Here is a 12,035-nt window from a genome sequence, read left to right on the forward strand (position 1 = left end):
AGTCATAAGAAAATCTAATGGAATATTACCTAGTTGGTCTTGATTTCACAAAAGTAAAATGAACCTCTTCAAGGTTTTGCTTAATAAAATGTTTCTCCATCTTCACATGTTTTGTTTGTCTTTTAGCGGGTCTCCTTTGGCATACGCTTTAGCGTTTTTTTCTACGTTTGATGTAACCAGGTTAAACGATAGAGAGTACGCACAGACGATACCTAATAGTATTGCCAGAAATTTAATAAAACCTTTACCTTGCATTTTTGTTCGTAATTATTTGTCTATATGCTATATATTTTTTTAACAAGTCGGCAAATCTAATTAATTTTTTAATTAATAGGCCGGCTTATTAAAGTTTTTATCAGAGTTGATACACTAATTGCGTTGAAGTATTGAAAAAGTGTATGCAACCGGGTTTTTAGCCTCTGGCTGATAGTGTTCTACCTGAGTTTCAGTCCATGATTCAGGCTCAAGTTCGGGGAAAAATGTATCTGCTTCGTAGGTTTCATGAACCCGTGTCAGGTAGATCTTGCTGGCGTGTTTTAGGGCATGCTTATAAATCTCTGCGCCTCCAATGATAAACACTTCAGCTTCGTTTCTGCATTGTGTTAAAGCCTGCTCCATGCCGTTATAAACTTCTACACCCTCCAGGGCCAGCTCACTATTGCGCGTAATTACAATATTCCTGCGGTTGGGAAGTGGCCTGCCAATGGATTCGTAGGTTTTACGGCCCATAATAATGGTATGGCCCGAGGTAGTTTCTTTGAAGTGCTTGAGATCGGCTGGTAGGTGCCACAATAACTTGTTGTCTTTACCAATAGCGTTGTTTTCACTAATGGCGACTACTATGGACAGGATCATACGGCTACAGCTCCTTTTATATGTGGGTGTGGATCATAATTTTCTAAGGTGAAATCGTCAATAGTGAAATTGAAAATATCTTTTACATGAGGATTTATCTTCATTATCGGTAATTGCTTTGGCGTTCTGCTTAATTGCAGTTTTGCCTGGTCTATGTGGTTGTTGTATAGATGTGCATCGCCAAGGGTGTGTATAAAATCGCCGGACTGTAAATTACATACTTGTGCCACCATCATCGTAAGCAGGGCATAAGAGGCAATGTTAAAAGGTACACCCAGAAATATATCAGCACTGCGCTGGTAGAGCTGGCAACTTAGTTTGCCATCGGCTACATAAAACTGGAAAAAAGCGTGGCATGGAGGTAGGGCCATGTTATCAATCTCGGCAACGTTCCATGCAGATACAATAATGCGACGGGAGTCAGGATTGCTTTTGATGGTGTCAATGATTTTTGCAATCTGATCAATGTGGCCGCCGTTAGGTGTAGGCCATGATCGCCATTGTGAGCCATATACCGGCCCAAGGTCGCCATTTTCATCAGCCCACTCATCCCATATCTTGACGTTATTGTCTTTTAAGTACTTGATATTGGTGTCACCGCTTAAAAACCAGATCAGCTCGTGAATGATAGATTTTAAGTGAAGCTTTTTTGTGGTTACCAATGGGAAACCTTCCTGAAGGTTAAAGCGCATCTGGTGGCCAAAAATACTTACAGTACCTGTGCCAGTGCGGTCGTGCTTCTCAGCGCCCTGATTCAGTACCAGTTGTATTAAATCTAAATATTGTTTCATGCTATTGTTTTCACCTCCTGTGGAAGATTTGTTGTTTTAACTGTACAAATAGGCGATCAGCCCATCTTACCACAAAACTATTATTAAAAATGGTTGATAACCATTAATCAAATAAAAAATATCACAAACGTGATATTGTAATAAGGAATCTGAATAAAAATAAAATATATAAGTTTGTGCTACATAGCTAAAATAAATACATGCTTGCATTTGCAAATGCCAAAATTAACATCGGTTTAAATATTACGGAAAAACGGGAAGATGGGTACCACAACATCGAAACGGTTTTTTACCCCGTTAAATTATATGATGTGGTTGAAATAATTGATGCCGCGACCACACATTGTGTGATTAAGGGCCTAACGTTGCCGGGTGCGGAAAAGGATAACCTCTGTTTAAAGGCCTACTACATGTTGGCGGAGGATTTTGATTTGCCACCCCAACAAATATGTCTGCTGAAAAATATTCCTATAGGGGCTGGTTTGGGTGGTGGCTCCGCAGATGCTGCATTTACACTGAAATTGTTAAATGATAAGTTCCAATTGGGTTTAACGGTGGCGCAGTTGCAGGTTTATGCCAGCAGTCTTGGTGCAGATTGTGCTTTCTTTGTTGAAAATAAGGCGGCACTTGCTAAGGGGATAGGCGATGAGCTGGCGCCTGTAGACCTTGATTTGTCTGCTTATTACAAAGTGTTGGTTAAACCTCCGGTGTTTATTTCTACCGCAGAGGCTTATGCCTGTGTGAAACCGTCCATGCCTGAAGTGGCTCTGGAAGATTTAATTAAATTGCCTGTAGCCTCATGGCGGACTTCCGTGTATAACGATTTTGAAGATTCCATTAGCAAGGCCTTTCCAGAAGTTTCTGCACTGAAAAATTCCCTGTATCTTGCCGGGGCAACTTTTGCCCTAATGAGTGGCAGTGGTTCCGCAGTGTACGCGCTTTTTGAAAAAGAAACGCGTTTACCAGAACTAGAAAAGGACAATCACGTATTTTATAACGTTTAACTGAAGTATGGAAATCAACTTGATTCGTAAAAACGATAAATTCAATTTTGAAGCTACTAACATGGCTGGTCAGTCAGTAGAGCTGGATGCAAAACCAGAGATTGGCGGTACAGGCCGGGGCTTCCGTCCTATGGAAATGTTACTGGTGGGTTTAGGAGGGTGCAGTGGCATTGACATGGTCAATGTGCTCAATAAACAAAAAGAACCACTGGCCGACATCAGGATTAACATCCAGGCCACGCGGAAAACTGTGGAGATGCCTCCAATTTTTGATTCCATTAAGATTCACTTTGACCTCTATGGTGACCTGAACGAAAAAAAGGTAGAAAGGGCTTTAGCCTTAACTTTTGAAAAATATTGCTCGGTATCGAACATCCTGGGACGTTCGGCTACCATTACCTTTACCTATGCGTTACATCCGGTGGCTTTCTAAAGCTTAACTGATATAATCACGGTCTTCGTCACTTAAAGTATTTTTATTGTCGGCAGGTAGCGCGCTTTGATGATCGTCGTAACTGCTGATAACTGTTTTAGGTTTGGCTACCCAATAGCCTAAAATAAATCCCAGAAGGGTAAAAACACCAACTACGACTAATTTAGAGATGTCTGCTTTTGCAAAGATAAAGTTGAACTCAACCGCATCAGTGTTCATCATTAAAAAAATGGTGAAGAGGGCAGTTAGTATGATGATGAAAATTGTTTTGCTTCGCATAATTTAAAAGCTATAGTTAAAAATGAGTTCTAAGATAGGGTTTTGGCGGTATACTTTATTCACAAAGACCATTCTTCCTCCAAAGTCGACATTAACGTCATAACGCAGCAGGTTCATGTTACTGCGCAGTTCGAAACCGTAAGTCTTCGGTTCATAAACATTGCTTTCTATCCCAAAGTTTTCGTAATGGCAGAATAAAGTAGCACGCAGGTCTTTGAAATAAGCCAGCGGCCCAAGCTCTGCATCGGGGAAAGCAATGGGAAATCGATAATTAAACAACAACGTGTTTTTTAAAGGAGATTTTGCTAAAATGTTGTTATAGCCGTAAACCCGGTTGATGGCTGTAGCGAAACGATGCACACCTGTTACATGCTGGTAATTGAAGTTGACCAGGAAGGAATGATTTTTAGCCACACCTGGTGTATAAAAGAAATTCTCTATGGAAAAAAGCTCGCCGATTAATTTCTGATCAAAGGGTTGGTTGAAATATTTGAGCCTGAAAATTTGTGACCACCTTGGCGCAACATCTCTTGCCGCCTGCCTTTTTCCATGAGAAATGGTGAAGCGGTATTCCATGGGAAAATTCAAGGATTGAGTGAAATTCGCCGGCAGGTTCTCGGGCATGTACCGTGTGGTTAAACTGGTGCCCACGCCGAACGAAAAATTATAGTAGTCGTCGCGCGATTGCAGGTTAAGTGGAACCTGTGCATTTAGCCTAACCTGATTTTCGCGCCAATCGCCCTGTCTCCGGATTTTATTGCTGGTGTAAAAAGTTCTGACCGGCCGGTTCTCATAACTGAGGTTAATGATGGGGTAAAAACTTTTAAGGCTGATGCCGGCCTGGTATTCGAAGCGCCCCAGGTCACTGTGGTAATTGGCTCCAGTGTAAATGCTGGCCGTGCTCAGCAGGTTGTTCGATTTTAACTGGAGTCCTCCGACGTACTCATTTTCGATGACCGGCGACAGGCTGTGAAAGTTTATGAGGTGACCCAGTTTTTTATAAGGCCTGGAAATAAAAGTGCTGTCGGGGATATCAGCAAAAATATCCGTATTGTTTTCCTGAGCAACGGCGGCTTCCGCGAAAAAAACAAAGTTGCTGCTTTCGATCTTTTGGGGGTTGAACACAGTGGCTGCAATTGCGTATCCCTGAAGACCGAAGTTGTTAAAAAGCATTTCTGTTGAATTTTGGCTAAAAGACGCGTTGAAAGCACCGTATTTTGCTTCGCTTAGAGCGCTTATCTCACCTGAGGTGAGGTCTAAGTAGTAAATATTGTCAAGTCCGCTGTAATGGGCGTTAAAAGCGACTCCTTGGTGTGTAAATTGTGGTCTATTGATTTGCTGTCTCGTTTCGGCCAAAACCTGTATAGCTGACTGGTTTTTCTCCGCTGTCCAGATCGACTTGCCTTTTTCGCTCAAACCGATGTAGGTGATTCGATTTCCATCGGGATGGAAGGACGGACTTTGCAGCATCAGGGTTTGCGGATTGGGATAAGTGTGAATGATGTTGCCACTGTTGAGTTCGATCTCCACCAACTCGGCTTTGTTGCTAAGGTCAATTTGTACAGCAATCACTTTTGTTCCGTCGGTGGATAGGGCAGGGGAGAAGAGGCGGGTCCGCGGCAGAAGCTTGTGGCTCTTGCCGGTGCGAAAGTCGTACACACAAATGACGCTGTAACTGCGCTGCCTGAAACGCGGGTCATAACGAACCTCATCCCATACCAGTATGCCGTTGGCGTAACTGAACCATGCTTGTTCCTGGTAGCCGATTCCAAATAATCTTTTTTCTTTTTTATTGCTGTCGATGATCACGAAATGTGCGGTCTCGGCCTTGCTTTGTTTCAGCGCCAGGATGCTGCCGTCTGGCAAACGCTTTGGCAAAAAATAGTCTGTGGCGTAAGTTGCTTTTTTATTGAGGCTGGGGTAGGCGGCCGAGTGTCTCTGACGGTCCTGGTTTTCCCATTGGTTTTTTATCTCTTCCTGTGTTTTTTCGAACCACTCTTTGGAAGTGTTGCCGGTGAATTTTTTCAGGCTCGAAGAAAATGGATAGAACCGGAGTGGTCGCTTGCGGATGTCAGTAAGGAGGCTGTCCAAAACAGCTGCACCAAAATTCTTCCTGAGATTGGCGGTCATCAAGTAACCGAGTTGATAATAACCAGGTGCGATGTCTTTGTCGGAGCCGAAGTTGGCTTTGCTGTAAGAAGGATTTTTTCCTTCGAGTAGCAGGGTGCGGTAAGGCATGATCCAGGAAGGCTGGCGGCCACGGCCACTTTTGGTGAGTGCAGTTTCGATGGTTACTGCATCACCTTCAAAAAACCAGAGGGGTATGCTGGCACCCATCCAGGCGAAATAGATTTCCTGGATCATGGGGAAGGAGAGTTTGTTGGTGAGTTTGTCGAACTGTGCCGCATGCCGAAGTTCATGAACAGCGAGGTTGTTGAGCCAGTCTTGACTGTCGAAATACTGCGGCGGGGTAGTGTTGAATTCCGACCGTTTTGGGGCAAGGGCAACGAAGCCATTTGCTACCACACCGCGGTTTTGGAAGAGGATAGGGAGGGAGGTTTTCTTCAGACCAAAATTTGCTGCATCGAAAGGGTAAATGTTGCCAATGGTGTTGGCCATTCTTTGTGCGTCTTTTTCAAGTTCTGTAGGGTAAATAATTTGAAATCCGCGGTGATTGATTTGACGCCAATCTACACTAAGGGGGTTTTGTTCTCCGCCAAAAACTTGAGCAAATGTGTGATGTGAAATAAATGTTGAAATACTGAGAGTTAATGTGGTGATAAGTAAAGTCTTGTAAAGTGATTTATGCGTCATAAAATCGATATACTAAATATTTTAGTTTTTTGAAGTTGAATTTGAATAATCTACCTTTCGTAGAATTTTATGTAATGTTTATAACTTGTTGATACAATATATTTTAATATTATACTTCACATTAGTAGTTGTAAATAATAAATGCGTTTTATGTTGTTGTTTTGTTGGTTTTTTATCTATTTATGTCTTGTTGATTTATTGTGTTTAAAATAGTTGATTATTACACTAATGATGTATAATACAGGTGAATAATTTTGGTGTAATATAGGCAAATTGTTTACATGTTTTATTGGGTTTTTAAGGCGGTAGTCTCGTGATCTAGGAGCTTTATTTAAGGAGAAAAATAGACGCTTAATTGTAGCTTCTGGTAGATTTTATGATTCTTGACAAATGATTTTTTAAGTTTTCCAACGTGTGGACCGTTCTTTTTTGCTGAATTTTACTTGGAAAATATGGAGCAGTTCGCTACTCCAATCAGGCGATTACTTGTTAATTTAAGTTGTATAATGGGTGGTTTTTTCTCTAGCTAATTGGGTAAACTAGCGTTAGTTAATATAAAATACTGGTTTTAAGTCTCACCATATTTGGAGTGAAAAGGTGTAGAATAAACAGGTTTTATATGGGATTTTGCAATACTGGGTGGTGGGTAATTTTTGTTGATGCTGTGGTTTTAATTTGGAATGACGCACAGGCAAAGCCAAGTATTCAGTTGTGTAGATGCAGCTGGCAAAGGTTACTCTCCCTTTATTCAATAATAAGTTATCTGGCATATTGGCGGTATACCAAGAGTCAATATAATAAGGTTTTTTTATTCCTCAGAAGCGAATCTTTGGGTGTTAACTTGGGTTAAATCTGCTTTAATTTGTGCTTTTTGTAAACCGGATAAAGGAACACGGAGCCTAAAATCAGGACCGCTCCTATGTAGAATCCAAAGGTCATGGCTTCCTGTTTTCCGAAGAAAAGGAAGGCTAGAATGATGCCGTAAACAGGCTCCAGATTGGTGATTAAGGCTACGCGGAAAGCAGACAAAGTACGCATCACCGATACCCCCGCAACGTATGCCAAAGCTGTACAAACGGTGCCAAGAATAAAAAGGTAGAACCAGTCGGTGAGGCTTAGGTTAAAGGTTTCTGTGACCAGTGATTGGTCGAAAAGACGGTACAAAGTTACCCAGAAAAAGGCACCGGCCATCTCATAAAAGCCTATGATTTTGGCCTCACTTTTTTGAATTAACGTAGAATTTATGATGGAAAACAAGCTGGATGCAAGGGCTGCAGAGAGGCCAAAAATAATGCCCAGGGTGTATTGGCTTTCAAATTTAAAGATCAGATAAATGCCCAGAATGATCACCATACCTATGAAAACATCGGCCTTTTCCACGGCCTGCTTCTTAATCAGCGGTTCCAGAATTGCCGTAAAAAGCGTAAAAGAAGATAGGCATACCAGGGTGACTGAAACGGTGGAAACCTTGATGGCATGGAAGAAAAGTACCCAGTGTAAGGCTACAATACTGCCCGTAAAAAAGTACTGCAGGAACTGTTTTTTGGTGATTTTTAAGCTGGTCTTAGTGAAGATAAAATATAGGAATAAGGACGCTGTAGCGATTAACACGCGGTACCACACCATCTGAACGGCATCAATAGAGATAAGGGCGCCAAGGATGCCCGTAAAACCCCAGATAAAAACAGTAGCGTGCAGGATGTAGAGGTTCTTGTTGGATGATTTAACAACAGATTGGGACATGATTATTTAGGTGCTTTTCGAAGTAAATAAAGGCCAAGCAAGCCGAAAAAGATGGTTGGTAACAATACCGCTAATAGGGGTGGAATACCTCCTTTGATGGAAAACATTTTGGCAAAACGGTCTACAACAATGTATGCAAAACTCAGGAATATACCGATGCCGAGCGAGATGCCTACACCTCCGCGTACCTTCCTGGAAGACAGGGCAACACCGATTAACGTTAGCACAAAAGCCGATAAAGGCTGCAGATAACGCTTATATTGCTCAAATAGCAGGTCGTTCATAATGCCTGAACCCCTGATTGATTCTTTCTTAATCTTTTCAGATAAGTCCTTGTTACTCAGGTTTTCAAAAATATTGTCATATACCGAGAAATCATCTGGACGCATGTCAAGAATGGTGTCCTTCTGGGTAGTTCCGCCACTGATAAAGGTTTCTTTAAGGCCGTCAATATGCCTGATGGTGTAGTTGGTAAGCTTCCACGAGCGTTTAAGTGAATCCCATTTGATCTCATCAGCCACTAGTTTCTTGGTCAATACATCACCTTTAAAATTATCCAGCATAAAACGGAAACCTGATTTTGTACGGTTATCAAAGCTTTCTATATAGATATAGGTGTTGTCATCAAGCTTCATATGGATGTTCTGCTTGCTGGCAGAGTCCATTTTTTTCATGTATACGTTCTCAAAATTGTTCTTAATTTGATTGGTATAAGGAAGGATATATAGGTTGCTGACAAGGTTAGCGGCGAATATGATAAAGGCAGAAAAGAAGTATGGGCGGAGGAAGCGGTTAAAGCTTACCCCACCACTTAAAATAGGTACAATCTCTGTTTGATCGGCCATTTTTGCAGTAAAAAAGATTACTGCAATGAAGTTGATCAAAGGGGAGAGCATGTTGACGTAAAAGGGAATGGAACCCGCATAATACAGGGTGAATACCTGCCATATGGTGAGGTTATTCCCTAGGAAATCGTCTAATTTTTCCGATAAATCGAAGATCACAATGATCACCACAAAGATCGTCAGGGTATAGATAAACGTACCCAGATACTTACTCATGATGTACCAGTCAATGATCTTGAACCTGCTTCGGAGAAACTTCATTTATAATTTATTACCTAATATAGTCACCATTTTATTCTTCCATGCATAAAACTCACCTGCAATAATTTTCTCACGTGCTGTTTTAACCAGCCATAAGTAGAAATGCAGGTTATGCAGGGTTGCAATTTGCGCACCTAAAATCTCCTTCGAGTGCATTAAGTGCCTTAAATAAGCTTTCGAATAAACCTGGTCGGCAAAAAGATCACTGTCAGCTTCTAAAGGAGAAAAATCATCTGCCCACTTTTTATTACCGATATTAATAATGCCGTTTTTAGTGAACAGCATGCCGTTTCGGGCATTACGTGTAGGCATTACACAGTCGAACATGTCTATACCAAGCGCAATATTCTCTAAAACATTAATAGGAGTGCCTACACCCATTAAATAACGCGGTTTTTCGTATGGTAATATATCACAAACAACCTCAGTCATGGCGTACATCTCTTCTGCGGGTTCCCCAACAGATAAACCACCAATAGCATTACCTTCGCGGTCCATGGAGGCGATAAATTCTGCCGATTTCTTTCTTAAATCTTTATATACAGAGCCTTGAACAATAGGGAAAAGGGTCTGGTCGAAACCATATTTAGGTGTTGTAGTATCGAAACGGGTGCAGCAACGCTTTAACCAGCGGTGTGTCATGTTGATAGAATTCGCTGCATATTTGTAGTCGCAGGGGTAAGGCGTGCATTCATCAAAAGCCATGATAATATCGGCTCCTATGGTGCGCTGAATGTCCATGGCATACTCCGGCGTAAACAAATGTTTAGAGCCATCGATATGTGAACGAAAGGTAACGCCCTCCTCTTTAATTTTGCGAACTTTACTTAAGGAATACACTTGGTAGCCACCACTATCGGTTAAAATGGGCCTGTCCCAGCCAATAAACTTGTGTAAACCACCTGCTCTTTCAATGATATCAAGTCCTGGTCTTAAGTATAAATGGTAGGTATTACCTAATATAATTTTGGCGTCAATATCGTCTTTTAACTCGCGCTGGTGAACCGCTTTAACCGTTCCTGCAGTCCCTACAGGCATAAATATTGGTGTTTGGATCTCACCGTGTGCGGTGGTAATGGTGCCAGCTCTTGCTTTGGAATGTGTATCTTTCGCCTCTAGGGTAAATTTCATATTTCTGAATGCTCTTCACTAAAATCTGCCAAAAATAGGAAAAAACAGCAGATTAATGGGTTAATTATTTTATCAACATCGCTAACATTACAGATTTAAAATCAGAAATTTGGCACCTTTTATAAATATACTGTGGAATTGACGCTTATTGAGATCTGCCTGCTGGGCATATTAGTTTTCTGTTTACTTGTACAACTTAGTTTTTCCCTGTTTGTCCACCTGAAATTAGGCATGGTAAAGGTGGAAGATATACCAGCGGATGCCACCGAACCTTTAAGTGTTATTATATGTGCCCGCAATGAAGCCAGAAACCTGGAGCAATACCTCCCTGAGATCCTGGAACAGGATTATCCTGAATTTGAGGTAATTGTGGTGAACGACCGCTCCTGGGATGCTACCAAGGATGTTTTAAAATTGTTTACCGATAAATATACCCACTTGAAAGTAGTTACAGTAGGCGAAGGATCTAAGTTTATTGCCGGAAAGAAGTTTGCCGTAACCATGGGTATCAAAGCTGCAGCAAATGAATGGTTGGTTTTTACCGATGCCGACTGTTTTCCAAGCTCAGATAAGTGGTTGCTGGGTATGCAACCACCAGCAATCGATACACAGGAAATTGTGTTAGGCTATTCTCCTTATGTAAAAAAGCGTGGTTTATTAAATGCATTGATCCGTTTTGAAACCTTTTTTACAGCTGTAAACTACCTGTCTTTTGCTTTAAAAGACATGCCTTATATGGGCGTTGGACGAAACATGGCGTATAAGAAATCATTATTTTTCAAAAATAAAGGTTTCGCTGCACACATGCATATCGCTTCTGGTGACGATGATTTATTTGTGAATGCCCATGCCAATCGGCACAATACCACTATACGTATACATCCAGATACCCACATGTGGAGTGAGCCAAAGGAGCATTTTGGCGATTACCTTAAACAGAAAAAGCGTCACTTTGGTGCTGGAAAACTCTATAAGGGCAAACATAAGTTTATTCTTTCCACACAGATTATTGTTCAGTTTCTGTTCTATATGGCCTTAATTACTGCCTGCTTTTTCAAAGCGCTATGGATTCCGGCATTTGCTATTTTTATCTTTAGTGTCTTGGTAAGGTGTTTAGTGTACCCAAAATTGTTAAAACGTCTAAATTATGCCGGATTGGCCTGGTGGTTTCCCTTGCTGGACATACTATTATTCATTTTTCTCGTGTTTAACGGCATTCTATCTATATTTGTTAAAAAAGTGCAGTGGAAATAAAATCGACAATCATACAAAAATACTTTAAGGACCTCTCTGAGAAGCAGATCAACCAATTTGATCAGCTTTATAGCCTTTACAGTTTCTGGAATGCACAGATTAATGTGATTTCCAGAAAAGATATTGACGAGTTATACGAACGTCATATCCTGCATTCGCTTGGTATTGCTAAATTTATCAGTTTCAAAAAAGGCGAAAAAGTACTTGACGTAGGCACAGGAGGCGGCTTTCCCGGTATTCCCCTGGCTATTTTATTTCCTGATACGCAGTTCCACCTGGTAGATTCTATCGGTAAAAAGATTAAAGTGGTTACTGAAGTAGCTGCTGCACTCGGCCTGACGAATGTTAAAGCCAGTCATCTGCGTGCGGAGCAGGTTACAGGTAAATATGATTTTGTAGTTTCCCGAGCTGTTACACGTTTAATCGACTTTTATCCATGGGTGAAGGGCAAGTTCAATAAGACTTCAAATAACGCCATTCCTAATGGCATCCTTTATTTAAAAGGTGGCGAGCTGGCCGAAGAAATTGAAGAATCCAGGCTGAAAGCAGAACTTTATCCGCTGAAAGATTACTTTGAAGAGGACTTCTTTGATACTAAATACGTGGTGTACATCCCTCAATAATT

Annotated in this window: 11 protein-coding genes; 4 read left to right on the forward strand and 7 right to left on the reverse strand. The window is 41.2% G+C overall.

Going from position 1 to position 12,035, the window contains the following annotated elements; genetic code table 11:
• Positions 1-369: 369 nt before the first annotated feature.
• On the reverse strand, positions 370-855 hold the full coding sequence (locus ACR2F3_RS00640; protein WP_432708050.1) for a dihydrofolate reductase: 486 nt from the start codon (positions 853-855) through the stop codon (positions 370-372).
• Positions 852-1,646: a thymidylate synthase gene (locus ACR2F3_RS00645; RefSeq protein ID WP_432708051.1), complete on the reverse strand. Its 795-nt coding sequence runs from the start codon at positions 1,644-1,646 to the stop codon at positions 852-854. The genes ACR2F3_RS00640 and ACR2F3_RS00645 overlap by 4 nt, the downstream gene beginning before the upstream one ends.
• Before the next feature lie 200 nt (positions 1,647-1,846).
• On the opposite strand from ACR2F3_RS00645, the gene ispE reads away from it, so the two are divergent.
• Positions 1,847-2,650 (forward strand): 4-(cytidine 5'-diphospho)-2-C-methyl-D-erythritol kinase, encoded by an 804-nt coding sequence (gene ispE / locus ACR2F3_RS00650; protein ID WP_432708052.1) that lies wholly within the window; start codon positions 1,847-1,849, stop codon positions 2,648-2,650.
• 7 nt (positions 2,651-2,657) lie between these two features.
• On the forward strand, positions 2,658-3,083 hold the full coding sequence (locus tag ACR2F3_RS00655; protein WP_432708053.1) for an OsmC family protein: 426 nt from the start codon (positions 2,658-2,660) through the stop codon (positions 3,081-3,083).
• Positions 3,084-3,086: 3 nt separating this feature from the next.
• Here ACR2F3_RS00655 and ACR2F3_RS00660 read toward each other — a convergent pair whose 3' ends face one another.
• From ACR2F3_RS00660 to tgt, 5 genes are all read right to left on the reverse strand, one after another.
• Entirely contained in the window at positions 3,087-3,362 is a 276-nt protein-coding gene (locus tag ACR2F3_RS00660) for a hypothetical protein (protein ID WP_432708054.1), read from the reverse strand.
• Between the two features lie 3 nt (positions 3,363-3,365).
• Positions 3,366-6,176 carry a TolB family protein gene (locus tag ACR2F3_RS00665; protein WP_432708055.1) on the reverse strand — a complete coding sequence of 937 codons (2,811 nt, stop codon included), beginning with the start codon at positions 6,174-6,176 and terminating at the stop codon, positions 3,366-3,368.
• A gap of 846 nt (positions 6,177-7,022) precedes the next feature.
• A complete protein-coding gene (locus ACR2F3_RS00670; RefSeq protein ID WP_432708056.1) occupies positions 7,023-7,919 on the reverse strand; it encodes a DMT family transporter in 897 nt (298 codons plus the stop codon).
• A gap of 2 nt (positions 7,920-7,921) precedes the next feature.
• Positions 7,922-9,025 (reverse strand): LptF/LptG family permease, encoded by a 1,104-nt coding sequence (locus ACR2F3_RS00675; protein ID WP_432708057.1) that lies wholly within the window; start codon positions 9,023-9,025, stop codon positions 7,922-7,924.
• Positions 9,026-10,156 (reverse strand): tRNA guanosine(34) transglycosylase Tgt, encoded by a 1,131-nt coding sequence (gene tgt / locus ACR2F3_RS00680; protein WP_432708058.1) that lies wholly within the window; start codon positions 10,154-10,156, stop codon positions 9,026-9,028.
• Between the two features lie 132 nt (positions 10,157-10,288).
• Between tgt and ACR2F3_RS00685 the strand changes: the two genes are divergently transcribed.
• Positions 10,289-11,410 carry a glycosyltransferase gene (locus tag ACR2F3_RS00685; protein WP_432708059.1) on the forward strand — a complete coding sequence of 374 codons (1,122 nt, stop codon included), beginning with the start codon at positions 10,289-10,291 and terminating at the stop codon, positions 11,408-11,410.
• Positions 11,401-12,033 carry a 16S rRNA (guanine(527)-N(7))-methyltransferase RsmG gene (gene rsmG, locus ACR2F3_RS00690; protein WP_432708060.1) on the forward strand — a complete coding sequence of 211 codons (633 nt, stop codon included), beginning with the start codon at positions 11,401-11,403 and terminating at the stop codon, positions 12,031-12,033. The genes ACR2F3_RS00685 and rsmG overlap by 10 nt, the downstream gene beginning before the upstream one ends.
• Positions 12,034-12,035: the final 2 nt, after the last annotated feature.

The sequence above is a fragment of the Pedobacter sp. genome, from assembly GCF_045627485.1.
Lineage (GTDB): Bacteria > Bacteroidota > Bacteroidia > Sphingobacteriales > Sphingobacteriaceae > Pedobacter.

Excerpts from the sequence above, each read along its gene's own strand:
- ACR2F3_RS00655 (WP_432708053.1), top strand. The coding sequence starts at position 2,658 with ATGGAAATCAACTTGATTCGTAAAAACGATAAATTCAATTTTGAAGCT.
- ACR2F3_RS00645 (WP_432708051.1), bottom strand. The coding sequence starts at position 1,646 with ATGAAACAATATTTAGATTTAATACAACTGGTACTGAATCAGGGCGCT.
- ACR2F3_RS00670 (WP_432708056.1), bottom strand. The coding sequence starts at position 7,919 with ATGTCCCAATCTGTTGTTAAATCATCCAACAAGAACCTCTACATCCTG.
- ACR2F3_RS00675 (WP_432708057.1), bottom strand. The coding sequence starts at position 9,025 with ATGAAGTTTCTCCGAAGCAGGTTCAAGATCATTGACTGGTACATCATG.
- ispE (WP_432708052.1), top strand. The coding sequence starts at position 1,847 with ATGCTTGCATTTGCAAATGCCAAAATTAACATCGGTTTAAATATTACG.
- ACR2F3_RS00660 (WP_432708054.1), bottom strand. The coding sequence starts at position 3,362 with ATGCGAAGCAAAACAATTTTCATCATCATACTAACTGCCCTCTTCACC.
- ACR2F3_RS00640 (WP_432708050.1), bottom strand. The coding sequence starts at position 855 with ATGATCCTGTCCATAGTAGTCGCCATTAGTGAAAACAACGCTATTGGT.
- ACR2F3_RS00665 (WP_432708055.1), bottom strand. The coding sequence starts at position 6,176 with ATGACGCATAAATCACTTTACAAGACTTTACTTATCACCACATTAACT.
- tgt (WP_432708058.1), bottom strand. The coding sequence starts at position 10,156 with ATGAAATTTACCCTAGAGGCGAAAGATACACATTCCAAAGCAAGAGCT.